General features: G+C 43.3%; 14 protein-coding genes. 13 read left to right on the top strand and 1 reads right to left on the bottom strand.

The features are described from left to right. The first annotated feature begins 13 nt into the window (after nt 1-13). The 8 genes from CLV32_RS08595 (at nt 14) to CLV32_RS08560 (ending at nt 9465) form a co-directional block, all read left to right on the top strand. A complete protein-coding gene (locus CLV32_RS08595) occupies nt 14-1873 on the top strand; it encodes a RagB/SusD family nutrient uptake outer membrane protein (protein WP_133554448.1) in 1860 nt (619 codons plus the stop codon). Nucleotides 1874-1888: 15 nt separating this feature from the next. Continuing rightward, nucleotides 1889-3532, top strand: coding sequence for a DUF4957 domain-containing protein (locus tag CLV32_RS08590; RefSeq protein ID WP_166641912.1), 1644 nt, complete (start codon nt 1889-1891; stop codon nt 3530-3532). Nucleotides 3533-3545: 13 nt separating this feature from the next. Continuing rightward, nucleotides 3546-4310, top strand: a complete 765-nt coding sequence (locus CLV32_RS08585; protein WP_133554444.1) for a rhamnogalacturonan acetylesterase — start codon at nt 3546-3548, stop codon at nt 4308-4310. Next, nucleotides 4311-5084: a rhamnogalacturonan acetylesterase gene (locus CLV32_RS08580; RefSeq protein ID WP_133554442.1), complete on the top strand. Its 774-nt coding sequence runs from the start codon at nt 4311-4313 to the stop codon at nt 5082-5084. Further along, nucleotides 5081-6037 carry a pectinesterase family protein gene (locus tag CLV32_RS08575; RefSeq protein ID WP_133554440.1) on the top strand — a complete coding sequence of 319 codons (957 nt, stop codon included), beginning with the start codon at nt 5081-5083 and terminating at the stop codon, nt 6035-6037. The genes CLV32_RS08580 and CLV32_RS08575 overlap by 4 nt, the downstream gene beginning before the upstream one ends. Continuing rightward, entirely contained in the window at nt 6016-6978 is a 963-nt protein-coding gene (locus CLV32_RS08570; RefSeq protein WP_133554438.1) for a pectinesterase family protein, read from the top strand. Before CLV32_RS08575 ends, CLV32_RS08570 begins: the two co-directional genes overlap by 22 nt. Beyond that, on the top strand, nt 6975-8597 hold the full coding sequence (locus tag CLV32_RS08565; RefSeq protein WP_133554436.1) for a glycoside hydrolase family 43 protein: 1623 nt from the start codon (nt 6975-6977) through the stop codon (nt 8595-8597). The genes CLV32_RS08570 and CLV32_RS08565 overlap by 4 nt, the downstream gene beginning before the upstream one ends. Before the next feature lie 82 nt (nt 8598-8679). Then, the gene (locus CLV32_RS08560; protein ID WP_133554434.1) at nt 8680-9465 is read left to right on the top strand and encodes a phosphatase PAP2 family protein; all 786 of its coding nucleotides are present in this window, start codon (nt 8680-8682) and stop codon (nt 9463-9465) included. Nucleotides 9466-9504: 39 nt separating this feature from the next. On the opposite strand, the gene CLV32_RS08555 is transcribed toward CLV32_RS08560, so the two are convergent. Beyond that, nucleotides 9505-10137, bottom strand: coding sequence for an NAD(P)H-binding protein (locus CLV32_RS08555; protein WP_133554432.1), 633 nt, complete (start codon nt 10135-10137; stop codon nt 9505-9507). Between the two features lie 219 nt (nt 10138-10356). Between CLV32_RS08555 and CLV32_RS08550 the strand changes: the two genes are divergently transcribed. The 5 genes from CLV32_RS08550 to CLV32_RS08530 all read left to right on the top strand — a co-directional run bounded on the left by CLV32_RS08550 (nt 10357) and on the right by CLV32_RS08530 (nt 16540). Continuing rightward, nucleotides 10357-10881 (top strand): GNAT family N-acetyltransferase, encoded by a 525-nt coding sequence (locus CLV32_RS08550; RefSeq protein ID WP_133554430.1) that lies wholly within the window; start codon nt 10357-10359, stop codon nt 10879-10881. Nucleotides 10882-10985: 104 nt separating this feature from the next. Then, complete coding sequence (locus CLV32_RS08545) at nt 10986-12653, top strand: glycoside hydrolase family 28 protein (RefSeq protein WP_133554428.1); 1668 nt, start codon at nt 10986-10988, stop codon at nt 12651-12653. Nucleotides 12654-12658: 5 nt separating this feature from the next. Then, complete coding sequence (locus CLV32_RS08540) at nt 12659-14602, top strand: glycoside hydrolase family 88 protein (protein ID WP_133554426.1); 1944 nt, start codon at nt 12659-12661, stop codon at nt 14600-14602. Next, nucleotides 14602-15627, top strand: a complete 1026-nt coding sequence (gene pelA, locus CLV32_RS08535) for a pectate lyase (protein WP_133554424.1) — start codon at nt 14602-14604, stop codon at nt 15625-15627. The genes CLV32_RS08540 and pelA overlap by 1 nt, the downstream gene beginning before the upstream one ends. Before the next feature lie 124 nt (nt 15628-15751). After that, a complete protein-coding gene (locus CLV32_RS08530; RefSeq protein WP_133554422.1) occupies nt 15752-16540 on the top strand; it encodes a PAS domain-containing protein in 789 nt (262 codons plus the stop codon). The last annotated feature ends 15 nt before the right edge of the window (nt 16541-16555 follow it).

The raw sequence follows: 16555 nt of genomic DNA, 5'->3' as shown, positions 1-16555 counted from the left end.
AGTAATTAAAAAAATGAAAACGAAATTTATAAATTCTGCTTTGCTAGTCTTAGCTATTGGAGCAATCAGCATAACTTCCTGTAAAAAGGTACTTGACTATAAATCTGACTCCTCTTCTTCTGCGGATGTAGTTTTTGAGAGTACAACATCTACTAATGCCGCAGTAATCGGCGTTTATAACAAGCTAATCGGAGATAACGGATACGGTAACAGAATTTCTTCCCTGTTTCCTTTGTCGGCCGACGATTTTAAAACCTCAGGAAGCTACAGCTCTGCGGATAGACGTGGTATCAGCATGTATGGTGCTAGCTCTGATAACAGCGACCTGTACAATCCTTTTGTGCAATTATATTCGGGGATTGAACGCGCAAACTTATGTATCAAATTTATCCCTACCTCTAATGTATACACCAACGGATCTGCCGGAGAAAAAGCATTAATGCAGCGTTACTACGGTGAAGCCCTTGCATTACGTGCCTTATTTTTCTATGAGCTGATCAGAAACTGGGGAGATGTACCTGCATCGTTTGTTCCGGCAGCAGACGCAGCAACCTTATATGGTCCCAATGTTGATCACGATAAAACTTATGAGCGTATTATCGCTGACCTGAAAATCGCTGAAGACATGGTACCTTGGAGATCTGCAATTGCCGATTACGGTAGTTTTAGATTTACTAAAGGAGCCATTAAAGGATTAAGAGCTAGAATTGCATTGGCAAGAGGCGGTTATTCCTTGAAAATCAGTAACCATACCATGACAAGAAATGCTGATTATCTGACCTATTATAAAATAGCGTTCGACGAGTGTCTGGATATTATGGGCCATCGCGGTGATCATACCTTGAATCCTGTTTACGAGAATGTTTTCAAATCTCTTCATACCATTTCAAGACTTGACGATGCACATGAACTGATGTTTGAGGTTGCTGCTTATGGATCTAACTCCTCTACAGATAGTAAATTGGGTTATTACAACGGTATGCGTTTTAACTCTGCCTCTTCTTTCGGACAAGGTGGAGGTGGTATCAATGCCATCCCAACTTATTTCTATGAGTTTGACCAGAGTAAAGATTGCCGCAGGGATGTTACCATTGGTGTATTTGAGATCAATGCCAACTCTAAGAAAATCTTGAATGCTACAAGTGCACTTACAGACGGTAAATTCCGTAAATCATGGACAGCATTCAATAATTCATCTTCGGCGCAAACATTCGCCATCAACTGGCCGATCCTCCGTTTTGCCGATGTGTTGCTGATGTATGCTGAAGCAGACAACGAAATTAACAATGGCCCTTCTGGTGCCGCTCAGGCAGCGCTGGTAGAAGTGCAGAAACGTGCTTACGCGGGCTTCGAGACCAGTACGCCGGTAAATCCAACAACCAAAGATGGATTTTTTAACGCCATTGTTAAAGAAAGATTACTTGAGTTTGGTGGTGAGGGAATCCGTAAATATGATTTGATCAGATGGAATCTGATGAAAACCAAATTTGATGAAACAAGGGATAAACTAAGACAGTTTATGCTGGGACAGGGCGCTTACGCCAATGTACCTGCATATATCTATGCAAAAGAAAACAACTACCTGCAAACCAACAGTGTTGCCGAAGTTGCTAACATGGACTTGTATTCAGGAACTTCAACTACAGTGAACAACGTGTTCTTTACGCCTGGTTTGGGTACCAGCGCAGCTCCTTCTGGTTATACGACTAAAAACTGGAGAGCAGGAGTAACGGACGATGCAACAACCGGTACGATATCAGGTACCCTTGCGGGCTTTGCATTTTATTTCGAAGCCAATAAAAAGGAAGTTTTCCCTTATCCTAAGTCAGCATTGATTGAAAATCCTGCGATGGTTCAAAACTTTGGCTATTAATTTAAAACAATGATCATGAAGAAATATATCAATTCAATTGCCTGCAATTTATTGTTTGTTGCAGCAATAGCTATACTTATCGCATCGTGTAAGAAATCTGAAGATGTGCCAACAGAGCCGGCAAGGATTTTTAAGCCAGGCGACCTGAGTGTATCAGCAGGTGCAACCTCAGCAAAGTTAAAATGGGTACAGCCACTTTTGTCGACAGGAAAAGCCTTTAAATATACTGTCGATTTTGCTAAGGATTCTTTGTTTAGTACAGTCGCTTATACCGCTACTTCCGATACCCTCGGTTATACCGTAACTGAAGAAAATATCGCCGTGCGCACCAAATATTTTGCGAGAGTGCGGGCAAATGCCACCGGTGATCAGCCGGCCTCTAAATATATCGTTAGCTCATCATTTACGCTTACAGGTACACAACTGTACACTGCGCTGCGTGATAACGAAATCCAGGAAAATGGGGTAACTTTAAGGTTCACACCAACCGTTGGCTTGAGTTCTATCGTATTGACGCCTGCAACAGGGACAGCGGTTACCGTTGCTTTGAGCACGGCAGATGCTGCGGCTGGTTTAAAAGCAATTACCGGATTAACAGGTGGTATAAAATACAGTGCTGAGTTGTTTTCAGGTAAAACAAGTAAAGGATTGCTAACGTTTACCACGCTTGCGCCAACTACCTATACTGTTAAATTGTCTCCCGGTGACGACCTTGCCGGAACAATCGCTTCTGCGGCAAATGGTGCCGTAATCGGATTAAATCCTGGAACCTACGACCTGAGTGCTGCGAGTACTTTTATCACCCAGAAAACAATTACCTTGAAGTCTATCTCCGGCGATCCAAAAACTACATTGGTTAAATTGAAGGAAATAGATATTGAAGGTACAGGTGCGGGAATTACCCTGTCGGGGATCGAGTTCGATGGAGCTGCCGGATCTGCTTTATACTTTATCAATTACATCGGATCTCAGGCTAATAATGCTTCGGCAGCTACTTTTACCAATGTTACTGTCGACAATTGTATCGTACATAACTTTACTACTGCCTTTATGCGCGGTAATAGAGGAACCAATGTTAAGGATCATAAAATAGGGGCTATCACGGTAAACAATTCTATAGTATATGATGCAGGCGCAAATGCTTCATCGGCTTACTATGCTTTCCATTTGGACAATATGCAGTTTACAAGTCTGGCTATCACAAAGTCTACGTTCTATAATTTTGGCCCGGGATTGTTCCTGGCTTCGAAAACATTGAATGCAGATGTGGTACCATCAATTACTGTAAGCTACAGTACCTTTAACGGTTTCGGTGGAAACAGTAAATATGCGTTGCTTGATGCTGCTGCAAATCCTGTTAATATGACTATCAGTAACAGCATCCTGGCCAATACCCCTAAATCAGGAACCGTCCCTGCGGCAGCACTTCGTGCTACGGCAGCAGGAATTACATTGTCCATTAGCAACACAAATTATTTCAACCTAAATTCTACAGGTACAACAGCGCTGACTTTTGCAACTGCTACGTTGACTAATACGCTAACCACCACATTACCGTGGACGGCAACAACAACAGATTTTACACTTCCTGCAGGTTCGGCTTTGCGGACCGCGGGAACAGGAAATACCGCCTTAGGCGATCCACGCTGGGCGTATTAATCGTATGATGGAAATGACTTATAAAAATTATATCAAAGGATCAGCAGCACTTGTGCTGCTGATCCTATTTGCTTTTAGGCTACCTGAACGTAAAATCCGTGTGTACCTGATCGGTGATTCGACTATTTCTATCAAACAAACTACAGCGTACCCGGAAACAGGTTGGGGAATGCCATTCGTTAACTTCTTCGATGCTGGGGTTCAGATAGAAAACCGTGCACAGAACGGACGTAGCACGAAGACTTTTGTCGCGGAAAATCGCTGGCAGCCGGTTGTCGACAGTCTGCAAAAAGGGGATTACGTTTTTATACAGTTCGGTCATAATGATGAGGTGCCCACCAAAGCGAGTTATACACCCATTGGTGATTACCGGAATTATTTAATTAAGTTCATTAGCGAAACAAAAAGTAAGGGTGGAAATCCTGTGTTAATTACCCCGGTGTCACGCAGAAAATTCGATGCTAACGGAACAGCCTTGGATACCCATCAGGAGTATGCCGCTATGGTGCGTAACATTGCCGGAGAACAACATGTTCCATTGATAGATCTCGATCAGAAGAGTATTGCATTGTTGCAGAAACTCGGAGTGGAAAATTCAAAAATGTTATTCAATCAGCTCCAGCCAGGCGAACATCCCAATTATCCCGAGGGAAAAATTGACGATACCCATTTCAATGAGCTTGGTGCACGGGAAATGGCACAGCTGGTGCTTAAAGAAATCCACGTGTTGAATCTTGATCTTGTAAATCATATTGTTAAACCAGTAGTGAAGAAATAAATGAATCGCTTTTTTGCCTATCTCAGTTTAAGCTTAGTTCTGGTGGGTGCCACGGCATTTAAACAGCAGAAGCGTCCGGTAACCGTTTGGATGATTGGCGACTCTACGATGTGTCTATATGAGCCATCACGGGCACCTATTACTGGGTGGGGGATGCCTTTTGCTACGTTTTTTACGAAAGAACTTAAGTTTGAGAACCGGGCCAAAGGGGGACGGAGCACGCGTACATTTATCAGTGAAGACCGATGGAGGCCTATTGCTGATAGCATTGCTGCCGGCGATTATGTATTGATGCAATTTGGACATAATGATGAAGCCAAAGAAGAAAAGTACAAAGACAGGTACACACCAGTACCCGACTACAAATTAAATCTGACTAAGTTTATTACCGAAACACGGAGAAAAGGAGGCGTTCCAGTGCTGATTACTCCTGTTTCCAGAATGAAATTCGATAAGCAAAATAAAGCACAGGAAACTCATGCCGACTATACCGCTGCGGTATACGAAATAGGTAAAATGATGCAGGTTCCTGTGATAGATTTGGATAGATTGAGCAGGGAGCTCTTCGACCAACTGGGGCCTGACCGCACAAAAATGCTGTTCATGCAGATCGAGCCAGGAATTAATCCAATCTATCCCGAGGGCCAAAAAGACAATACGCATTTTAATGAGCTAGGTGCCCGCCGGATAGCTGAACTTGTCCTTCACGAAATGCAGGCACAAAAGTTAACATTGGCAAATTTTATGTATAAACCGAAAACAGAGAAAAAATGAGGAAGATCTTTTTAAGCATTTTATGTGTATTAACTTTTTTTGCGGCATTTAGCCAGGACAAACAACTTGTTGTTGCGCAGGATGGATCCGGAGATTTTAAGACTGTTCAGGAAGCAATTAATGCCGTGCCGGATTTCAGGAAGGTAAAGACTACAATTTTCATCAAAAAAGGGATATACAAAGAAAAGCTGAATTTATCGGCTTCAAAAAAAATGGTTCATCTGCTTGGCGAAGACCTGAATAAAACAATTCTGACCTATGACGACTATGCCGCGAAGAAAAACATCTTCGGGGAAGAAAAAGGAACTTCTGGCTCAGCAAGTTTTTATGTATACGGTGATGAGTTTACTGCAGAAAATATCACCTTTGAGAATTCGTCGGGCCCTGTAGGGCAGGCGGTGGCCTTATGGGTGGCCGGAGATAGAGCGACGTTCATCAACTGCCGGATGCTCGGTTTCCAGGATACCCTATACACCTACGGTGCCAACAGCAGACAATACTTTAGTAAATGTTATATTGAAGGAACAGTAGATTACATTTTTGGATCTGCTACAGCAGTATTTGATGGATGTGAGCTCTTTTGCAAAAAGGGCGGAGGATATATCACCGCAGCATCAACTCCCGACACCGTTAAATATGGTTATGTATTTTTAAATTGTAAAATTACGGGTGATGCTCCTGAAGGTTCTTTTTACCTGGGCAGGCCATGGAGACCTTATAGTAAAGCGGTTTACATCAATACCGCCATGTCTAAAGTAATTAAGGCCGAAGCCTGGAATAACTGGGGTAAGGAAAGTAATGAGAAAACTGCGTATTACGCGGAATATAAAAACAGCGGCCCAGGCGCTCAGCCTGAAAAACGATTAACATGGTCGCACCAGCTTACACAGGAAGAATCAAAAGCATATTCCCTGGACAATATATTTAGAGGATGGAAACCGGGATCAAATTAATAGTCTTTTTTCTTTGCTATAGCCTGATCAGTTTTACCAGTGCTGCACAGCGCCAGCGCACGGGATACCGTGTTGCGCAGGATGGCAGTGGCGATTTCAGAACTATTCAGGATGCTGTAAATGCTGTTCCCGACAATTCGACCAAACGTATAAAAATTTCAATCAAAGCGGGTACTTATACCGAGAAGCTGGTAATTCCAGCTGCTAAAAAGCAGATCTCATTAATCGGAGAGTCTGCTATGCAGACGATCATCAGTTTCGGAGATTATTCGGGCAAAGATGGTATCAATACCTTTAACTCCCATACCGTCCTGGTACTTGCTGACGGTTTTCAGGCGGAGAATATCACTTTTCAAAATACCGCGGGCCCTGTAGGGCAGGCGGTGGCGCTTCATGTTGAAGGTGATCAATGTGTCTTTATTAATTGTAGGATATTGGGTAACCAGGATACGTTGTTAACTTCCGGAGATAACAGCAAACAATATTACCGCAACTGTTATATTGAAGGTACTACAGATTTTATATTTGGATCAGCAACAGCTATATTCGAGAAATGTACAATCTACAGCAAGAAAAACTCTTATATTACTGCAGCTTCTACGCCCCAGGGTCATAAGTACGGATATGTATTTCTAGGTTGTACACTTAAAGCAGATTCTGCTTTTAAAAAAGTATACCTGGGCCGCCCCTGGAGGCCTTATGCCAATGTTGTTTTTATTGACACTAAAATGGGCGACCATATCTTGCCCGAGGGTTGGCATGCCTGGAATAATACCGACAATCACAAAACTACTTTTTATGCTGAGTATGGATCAACAGGCCCGGGTGTCATTGCTGGAGCCCGCGTGCCCTGGTCAAAGCAGCTTACCGCTGAAGAGGCAAAAGGCTATACAATTAAACAAATTTTTAACGGCGACAGCCAATGGATTCCTTTAAAATGAACAGATCTCTCCCTTTATTATTCGCACTGCTGTCTTTCTCAGCTGTGAAAGCACAACAGCCTGCTGTATCCAAAGTTTGGGTGTCAGATTTGGGTAACGGCAAGTACAAAAATCCGGTATTAAACGCAGATTATTCAGACCCTGACGCGATCAGAGTGGGTAGCGACTTCTATATGGTGGCCTCGAGTTTTGACGCCATTCCAGGATTACCAATTCTGCACTCTAAAGATCTGGTAAACTGGAGCATTTTAGGACATGCATTATTGCGCCAGCCACCGTTTGCCCATTTTTCTAAAACGCAACACGGTAACGGTGTTTGGGCACCTTCAATCAGATTTCATAAAGGTGAATTTTATATCTATTATCCCGATCCTGATTTTGGGATCTACGTGGTCAAAGCTAAAGATCCTGCAGGAAAATGGTCGGCACCGATCCTTGTAGAAGCTGGCAAAGGGTTAATCGACCCATGTCCGCTATGGGATGAAGACGGCAAGACTTATCTTGTTTATGCTTTTGCAGGGAGTCGCGCAGGGATCAAAAGTGTCATCGCGGTAAAAGAGATGGATGCCAGTGGCGAAAAAACCACCACCGCGGGTACAATGGTTTATGATGGCCACCAGAACGACCCAACGATAGAGGGGCCTAAATTTTATAAACGTAACGGCTACTACTATATTTTTGCCCCGGCAGGGGGGGTGGGCACAGGATGGCAGCTGGTATTGCGCTCAAAAAATGTATATGGTCCTTACGAACGTAAAGTAGTAATGGATCAGGGCAAAAGCACCATAAACGGGCCGCACCAGGGTGCTTGGATAGATACCCCTTCAGGTGAAAACTGGTTTCTTCATTTTCAGGATAAAGAAGCCTACGGAAGGGTAATGCACCTGCAGCCAATGCGCTGGGTAAACGACTGGCCTGTGATAGGTGTTGATACGGATGGTGACGGTAAAGGGGAGCCAGTAATGACTTACACCAAACCCAATGTTGGTAAAACCTATCCAATTGCCACGCCAGCAGAAAGTGATGAGTTTAATACCGCTACACTCGGTAAACAATGGCAATGGCAAGCTAATCCGGAAGCCAGCTGGAGCTTTCCTGATCCGGGAAAAGGAGCGCTTACGCTATTTACAGCTAAGATGCCCGACAGCGCAAGGAACCTATGGGATGTACCTAACCTCTTATTGCAGAAGTTTCCCGCAGAAGTTTTCACGGCAACAACAAAAGTTAAGTTTACGCCTAACCCGAAATTAGAGAACGAGCGCACAGGACTAGTCATTATGGGTATGAGCTATGCTAACCTCTCTGTTAAAAGTGGTAAAAATGGTTTGTCGCTGGTATATGTAAGTTGTAAGTCGGCAAATAAAGGAGGTAAAGAAATAGAACGCGTTTTAACACAGTTACCAGGATCTGATGTTTACCTGCGGGTAAGTGTTGGCCCTAACGCAGTGTGTAAATTTAGTTACAGTCTGGACGGATCACAGTTTATTCCTGTTTCGGAGAGTTTTACAGCCGAACCCGGGCAATGGATTGGAGCCAAGGTAGGTCTTTTTGCTACCCGTCAAACACAAATTAATGATTCGGGCTATGCTGCTTACGACTGGTTCAGAATCACACCGTAAATTGTAGCAGCGTTCGTTATTTTACGTTCACTTCAGAATTTCAACAGAATTGGTTTGTAAATTTGATGCTTCATACACCTTCATGAAGTTGATCAGATTTACAAGCCTTTTTTTGTTTTTATACATCCCGTTTACCCTTTCAGCGCAGCAAATTGCGCCGGTAGTGGAAGACAGTGTAAGTAGTAAGCAGACTGACAGGAATATACGGGGCGTAAATCCTCCGGCGCTTAAATCTTTTATCATTCCTGCTGTTTTTATTGGCTACGGTTTCGTAGCCTTGAATAACAATACCCTCAGGAAATTAGATATCAGTACCCGTGATGAAATTCAGGAAGATCATCCTTTATTTGCGAATCACCTTGATAATTACCTGAGGTTTGTTCCCGCTGCAGCCTTTTATGGACTGAATCTGGTAGGCGTAAAAAGTAAACACAGCATTGCTGACGGAACGGGTTTATATGTATTGTCGGAAGCGATTATGGGCGTGTCAACTTTTACTGTGAAACACCTGGCCGATCGTAACCGACCCGACGGCTCAAATAATTACTCATTTCCCTCGGGACATACGGCGAGTGCTTTTGCCGCTGCGGAATTTCTAAATCAGGAATATCGGGATGTGTCTCCATGGATAGGCTATGCTGGCTATGCCGTAGCCACGGCAACAGGGGCCTTTCGATTGTACAATAACAGGCATTGGGTAAGTGATGTGGTTGCCGGCGCCGGTTTTGGGATAGCATCTGCTAAGCTTGCTTATTTGATTTATCCTGAGGTTAAAAGAATGATATCTGGCAAAAAACAGGTCAACTATAGTTTGGTGCCAACTTATCAGCAGCACGCAGTAGGGCTTGCTTTCAGCAGTACTTTTTAAAAAGAACACCAGGTCGGCTACCCAACCTGGTGTTGAAAATTAACTACTGGCAATAAATGGCGCCGCCTGGTTATAGTCGCCAGTATTCAGCAGTCTGATCACAAATTGCCCGAGATCCCCGGCGTTGATATGGTCTCCCGGACAGTCCGTCAAACTAACATTCAATTCCGTTAGCACATCAGTCAAATGAATCATGGGCAACCTGATGAGTGTCCATGAAACTGTACTTCTCAACAGATGATCGTACTCAACTTGTTTATCAGCAGTGCTCAATGGATAGTTTTCCTTCATCCACGCCGTGCCGAATGCAGTGGCAGGGCCTTTTTGATCTGCCACTGTGTCAACATTGAGTCCGGTCAGGGAGATGTATTTCATGATATTGAACTCCTTCATCGCTTTGAGGATATTGGTAGTCGATTGACTAAAAACACCCGTTTCGCCCGGGCGTTGCCCTACCGCGCTAACGACAAAATCACATCCGAATAACAAATGATAGACTGCATCATAATCTTTGGCATTGCCGCCAACGAACTCAATGTGGTGTTCAGAGGAGTGGAACTCAGGGTCTTTAACTAATAATTTCAGGTGATAGCCAGCTGCTAATAATGCTTTAACAATGTATTTTCCGGCTTTGCCGGTGCCGCCGAGGATGGCGACTGTCTGATTTTTCATAAAATGTATATAAAATTGATGTATAGTTCTGCATAGCGCAAGCCAGCGATTGGCTTACGGTAAACCAGTCGATCCGATCGTCTGGCATATAGATCATATTTTATAAAGAGATTTTAATACACACAAGGTACATAATTCCTGGAAATAAATATATAGCTATGGGGAATTCGCATAGAGAATTACGAACTTAGGAGCTGTTAAACTTAAGTACTCATATAGATGGATTTTATTGTAGAAACAGAGCGGTTGTTGCTAAGAGAGCTTCAGGAGACTGACGCTGAGGCTATGTTTGAGTTGGACGCAGATCCCGAAGTGCATCGTTTTCTGGGTAATGCGCCACTGACTAATCTTGATCAGGCTGTTCCCGTTATTCAGTTTATCAGGCAACAATACCTCGATAATGGAATTGGCAGGTGGGCAGTTATAGAGAAGGAGTCTGGAGCAATGATCGGCTGGTCGGGATTTAAATTGATGCTGGATTCTGTAAACGGACACTCCGGCTACTATGATCTCGGTTACCGTTTCATACGGAAATGCTGGGGCAAAGGCTATGCAACTGAAGCTGCAAAGGCCATGGTTGCCTATGGATTTAACCAGCTTAATCTGAACTCGATTTACGCGATTGCTGATGTTGGAAATATGGAATCACGCAAGGTACTGGAAAAGGTAGGCATGGAATGTAAGGGAGAATTTATTTATGATGATGTGCCTCACCACTGGTTTGAGCTTCATAAAACGGTCTGATGCAAGAAAAAGTCTGGAGTTTTGGGAACGATTGCGCAATTATTTTCAATAATTTAGTTTCATTCTCCTTCAAAACTCTGTAGACTTGTCTACAACCAAATATTATGATCAAGTTCCACCAATACGTTATTGGCTTGTCTTTACTGATTTCTGCTCAGTCTTTTGCCCAGAAACAAACAACCAAACCTTATTCTTTCGAAAATCTTCCTGTGGTTGCCCTGCCTGTATTTAAAAACGATACAATCAGTATTTTGAAATACGGAGCAAAAAATGATGGAATCACCCTGAATACTAAAAGTATCAATACCGCTATAGCAGATTGTAGTAAAAAAGGAGGAGGCGTTGTCCTCATTCCAGCTGGCCTCTGGCTTACCGGGCCCATAGAACTCAAAAGTAATGTCAACCTTCACCTGCAAAAAAATGCACTCGTACAGCTAACCAAAGATTTTGATCAATTTGAATTGGTAGAGAGCAACTGGGAAGGCTTTGAACAAATGCGCAACCAATCGCCAGTTTGGGCCACAAATCAAACCAATATTGCTATCACCGGCTACGGAATTATTGATGGAGCGGGCGATGCATGGCGTATGGTAAAAAAAGAAAAATTAACTGATAACCAATGGAAAAAGCTGGTCGCTTCCGGCGGAATTGTTGCTGAAGATAAAAAAACCTGGTATCCTTCGGAAAAGACTTTGAAGGGAAGTAAAATGAAGGATCCAGGAGCTATTGTTGCGGGAAAGACGCCTGATTTCTATGCGTCTATTAAGGACTTTCTACGCCCAAACCTGCTGGTATTAACCAACTGTAAACGCATTTTACTGGAAGGCGTAACCTTCCAGAATTCTCCGGCATGGAACCTTCACCCGTTAATGTGTGAAGATCTCACGGTGAGGAACGTGTATGCTAAAAACCCATGGTATGCCCAGAACGGAGATGGGATTGATATCGAGTCTTGTAAAAATGTGCTCATTGAAGGCAGTACCTTTGATGTAGGTGATGATGGCATTTGCGTCAAATCCGGTCGTGATGCATCCGGCAGAAAACGGAATATGCCTACTGAGAACCTGATCATCAGAAATAGCACGGTGTACCATGCACATGGTGGTTTCGTTATCGGCAGTGAAATGTCGGGTGGTGCTAAAAACATTTTTATCAGCGACTGCACTTTTGTTGGTACGGATATAGGTTTGCGTTTTAAGACTACCCGTGGCCGCGGTGGCGTTGTAGAGAAAATCTACGCCAAAAATATCAACATGAAAGATATTGGCGGAGAGGCGATTCTATTCGATATGTATTATGCAGCTGTAGACCCGGTTCCACTTAGTGGAGAGAACCGTGTGGCACCAAAAGTACAGCTGTTGCCGGTAACAGTAGAGACACCCATCTTTAGAGATTTCCATATCAGTAACGTAGTATGTGACGGAGCTTCCAAGGCTATATTTGTAAGGGGCCTTCCGGAAATGAACATTAGTGATATCTTTATGGACCACATCACGATCAAAGCAGATCAGGGTGTGGATATACAAGAAGCAAAAAATATTAAGATCAGTGACTTACAGATCCACAGTAAAAATAATAACCCGCTTTTCAATATTCAGAATGGCAATGGTGTTGAACTTTCTACTATTAAGTTTGACAAAGCCGATCTGTTATTTAAAATCAGCGGGTCTACAAGCGGGAAAATAACATTGACTGGCACCGATGCAGCTAAGGCGGCCGATAAGGCAGTCTTTACAGACGGCGCCACAGCACAATCATTAACGATAAAATAACAGACATGAAGCAATCATTATTAACTAAAGCAGGACTGCTGGTATGTGTAGCCGCGGCCACGATGAGCCAGGTTAAAGCACAGACAAAACCGGTAGCTGAACAGATGGCCGCAACAGTAATGGATATCTGGAAGGACTCGCTAACTGTTGAGGTTGGAAAACCTGTGAAATGGTCTTATGATCAGGGCGTAATCCTGGAAGGGATAGATCAGATCTGGAAACGTACGGGTGACGGCAGCTACTTTGCCTATATGCAAAAGAGCATGGACCTGTTCGTTAACAAAGAAGGTGCAATCCGTGGTTATAAACAACAGGATTTTAATATAGATAATGTTAAAAATGGCCGTGCGCTGTTGACATTATATAAAGTAACGGGTCAGCAGAAATATTTTACCGCAGCCAGCCACTTATGGGATCAGTTGCAAAAACAACCGAGGACTACAGATGGTGGCTTCTGGCATAAAAAAATCTATCCTTCACAGATGTGGTTGGATGGATTGTACATGGGAGAACCTTTTTATGCTGAATATGCGAGTCTGATAGGCGATACAAAGGCGTTTGACGATATTGCACGTCAGTTTATCCTGATGGAAACACATGCACGTGACGCTAAAACAGGTTTGCTTTACCACGGCTGGGATGAATCTAAAGCGCAGCGCTGGGCTGACAAGAATACCGGAACTTCCCCTAATTTCTGGGGTAGGGCTATGGGTTGGTATGGCATGGCATTGGTAGATGTGCTGGACTATTTCCCGGTAGATCATCCCAAACGTCCGGCTCTGATCGCTATATTAGACAGACTGGCACAGGCAACTGTTAAATATCAGGACCCTGCTTCAGGGCTGTGGTTCGATCTTCTTGATCAGCCAAAAACAAAAGGGAATTATAAGGAAGCTTCTGCTTCGTCAATGTTTACCTATACCCTGGCAAAGGGAGTACGTAAAGGTTATCTCGCAAAGACTTATTTTGCCGCTGCAAAAAAAGCCTATGCAGGAATGAAAGCAGAATTTGTTGAGCAAGGAGCTAAAGCCGGACAGGTAAATTTGAAAGGAACAGTAAGTGTGTCTGGATTAGGTGGTACCCCTTATCGTGATGGTACTGTGGCGTATTACCTAAGCGAGAAGGTGATTACCAATGATGCTAAAGGCGTAGGGGCGTTCCTGATGGCTGCCAATGAGATGGAGCTTGCGGCAATGCCTAAGCCTGGTGCAGGGAAAACAGTTTTACTGGATTCCTATTTCAATAATGAAATCAAGAAAGACCAGAGCGGTAATATGACCCCGTGGCATTATAAATGGAACGAACGCGCTAATAGTGGATTCTCAATGTGGGGCAATCAGTTTGAAGCAGCAGGTTTTAAAAAGGAAACCCTTTACCAGGCGCCAACAGCCGAAAACCTGAAATCTGCAAGTGTTTATATCATAGTTGATCCAGATACCAAAAAGGAAACACCAGATCCTAAATTTATCGGGGAAAAAGATATCAAAGTGCTTACCACCTGGGTGAAAAACGGAGGCGTCTTGGTATTGATGGCAAATGATACCGGGAATGTGGAATTAGATCATTTCAATCAACTGGTGAAAAACTTTGGTGTACAGTTTAATTACGATAGTAAAGGAAGAGTTACCGGCAGTCAGTTTGAAATGGCTAAAATCAATATCGCCCCAGGCAATCCGGTGTTTAAAACTGCCCGTCAGGTATATATTAAAGAATTTAGCAGCTTAAACCTTTCGGCTCCTGCTGTATCTATCTTAAAAGACAGAAACGGAGACCAGGTTGTGGCCTCAAGTAAATATGGTAAAGGCACGGTATTGATTATTGGTGATCCATGGTTGTATGATGAATATGTTGACGGACGCAAACTGCCCGTAGAATATGATAATTTCAAAGCTGGTGCTGACCTGGCAGACTGGCTGGCTAAACAAATTCCTGGATATAAAGCCAAATAATGAAAAACTCATTTTTATTCCTGTTCTGCCTGTTGGCCTTTGGTCATTCTTACGCACAGCAAAAAGATTCCATAGCTGAAAACATGCTGGTGTATCAGCGCGCTATCGGCGGATGGCCGAAAGCCGTAGATATGATCCCGGTAAAATATGAAAAGAAACTTACCGATGCCGAGCGTGCTGTTATCAAAGCAGATTCGCTGCATGAGGATGCTACATTCGATAACAGTGCAACCTCCAGAGAAGTGATTTATCTGGTTAAAGCTTATGGCTTAACGCTGAACAGGAATTATTTAAATGCTGCCGAACGCGGACTTAACTATATCCTGAAAGCACAATACGCAAATGGCGGGTGGCCACAGTATTATCCTGAGCATAACATTTACAGGGGAGAAATTACCTATAATGATAATGCCATGATTAACGTCCTTGATATCCTTCAGGACGTAGTAGAGGGTGTTAACGGCTTTAACCTTGTTAATCCCTCGTTTAAGCCACGAGCAGCCGAATCCGTTAAACGGGGTGTTGACTGTATTCTGAAAACACAGGTAAAAGTAAATGGGAAGCTAACCGTATGGTGCGCGCAGTATGATGAGAAAACATTGCAGCCTGCTAAAGCACGTGCCTTTGAGTTGATCTCTCTTAGCGGAAGTGAGTCTGTAGGTATCACCGAATTCCTGATGCGTCAGGATAAACCTTCAGATGCGGTTAAAGCCGCCATCCGTGGTGCTATGGCTTGGTTTGAGGCATCTAAGATTGTTGGTTATGACTTTGTTTTTGTAGAAGATCCTAAACAACCTAAAGGTAAAGACCGCGTACTTGTTAAAGATCCTAAGTCGACAATATGGGCGCGTTTTTACGATATTCAAACCAACGTACCTTTCTTTACAGGAAGAGACAGTGTACCTAAAAAGACAATTGCCGAAGTAGAAGTTGAACGCCGGACGGGCTATGCCTGGTATGGCACATGGCCTGCCAAGCTGATCGATAAAAAATATCCTGCCTGGTTAAAATCTAAAGGTAGCTAGTTAACCTGTTCATTTTTTAAAGATTTAAGTCCCGGATTTAAGCTGCTCCATCCAAAATGGATGAAATGAATACCCCCATAGCACATGTGAATGTGTAATATAGTTCCCTATTCTATTGTTAGTTATGAAGGGTGTGCGGGTAGCTGTGTTTTATACTATTGCTGGTATACTGTGGATCGTGCTTAGCGACTATCTGATGGAGGCTATTGAGCCACATCTTGATCCCTGGCTTTACGATCTTGTGTACAACGGTAAGAGTATGTTCTATGTGGTCGTTACCGGAATCTTACTTTTTGTGGTCATGAAACTCGGTCGCATCAAAGAAGCTGAAAGCATCAGGATGGGAGAGGTGTTGAATAAAGTGAATAACCTGGTTAGTATTACCAATCTTGAACACTGCATTACCTGGGCCAATCAGGCTTTTCTGAACTTTACCGGATATACACTCGATGAAGTAATAGGAAAAACACATGCAGAGCTGTTGCATGGCGAAGAGACCAGTCAGGATGTAGTCAATTCCATCCTCGCAAAAGTAAAAGCCAAAGAAGGTGCATCTGGCGAGATGATCAATTATAAGAAAGATGGTGAACTTTACTGGACGCAATTCAATCTCACGCCTATATTCAATGCCAATGGCGATATCGAATCCTATATCTCGGTAGAGAACATCATCACTGAAAGAAAACAAAAGGAAGAAGAGATCCTCATCAAGGACGCCAGACTGAAGGCAGTGTCCTGGCTTAACTCGCACGAGATCAGAAGACCCGTTGCTTCAATTCTTGCAATTACTTCGCTTATTGATACAGAGGAGAACACCGCCGATCTGCCCAAACTGATTGAGTTGCTCCAGTCATGCACACTCGAACTTGATCATATCATACATGTGATCAATGATGAGGTATCCGGCAAATAATACGCCCTAAAAGCA

This window comes from Pedobacter duraquae (genome assembly GCF_004362245.1).
GTDB classification, from domain to species: domain Bacteria; phylum Bacteroidota; class Bacteroidia; order Sphingobacteriales; family Sphingobacteriaceae; genus Pedobacter; species Pedobacter duraquae.
This window is presented reverse-complemented; position numbering and strand designations above follow the sequence as displayed.

Bases quoted from the DNA above. Each gene is read 5' to 3' on its own strand.
- CLV32_RS08595 (WP_133554448.1), top strand. From the start codon at position 14: ATGAAAACGAAATTTATAAATTCTGCTTTGCTAGTCTTAGCTATTGGA.
- CLV32_RS08590 (WP_166641912.1), top strand. From the start codon at position 1,889: ATGAAGAAATATATCAATTCAATTGCCTGCAATTTATTGTTTGTTGCA.
- CLV32_RS08585 (WP_133554444.1), top strand. From the start codon at position 3,546: ATGACTTATAAAAATTATATCAAAGGATCAGCAGCACTTGTGCTGCTG.
- CLV32_RS08580 (WP_133554442.1), top strand. From the start codon at position 4,311: ATGAATCGCTTTTTTGCCTATCTCAGTTTAAGCTTAGTTCTGGTGGGT.
- CLV32_RS08575 (WP_133554440.1), top strand. From the start codon at position 5,081: ATGAGGAAGATCTTTTTAAGCATTTTATGTGTATTAACTTTTTTTGCG.
- CLV32_RS08570 (WP_133554438.1), top strand. From the start codon at position 6,016: ATGGAAACCGGGATCAAATTAATAGTCTTTTTTCTTTGCTATAGCCTG.
- CLV32_RS08565 (WP_133554436.1), top strand. From the start codon at position 6,975: ATGAACAGATCTCTCCCTTTATTATTCGCACTGCTGTCTTTCTCAGCT.
- CLV32_RS08560 (WP_133554434.1), top strand. From the start codon at position 8,680: ATGAAGTTGATCAGATTTACAAGCCTTTTTTTGTTTTTATACATCCCG.
- CLV32_RS08555 (WP_133554432.1), bottom strand. From the start codon at position 10,137: ATGAAAAATCAGACAGTCGCCATCCTCGGCGGCACCGGCAAAGCCGGA.
- CLV32_RS08550 (WP_133554430.1), top strand. From the start codon at position 10,357: ATGGATTTTATTGTAGAAACAGAGCGGTTGTTGCTAAGAGAGCTTCAG.
- CLV32_RS08545 (WP_133554428.1), top strand. From the start codon at position 10,986: ATGATCAAGTTCCACCAATACGTTATTGGCTTGTCTTTACTGATTTCT.
- CLV32_RS08540 (WP_133554426.1), top strand. From the start codon at position 12,659: ATGAAGCAATCATTATTAACTAAAGCAGGACTGCTGGTATGTGTAGCC.
- pelA (WP_133554424.1), top strand. From the start codon at position 14,602: ATGAAAAACTCATTTTTATTCCTGTTCTGCCTGTTGGCCTTTGGTCAT.
- CLV32_RS08530 (WP_133554422.1), top strand. From the start codon at position 15,752: ATGAAGGGTGTGCGGGTAGCTGTGTTTTATACTATTGCTGGTATACTG.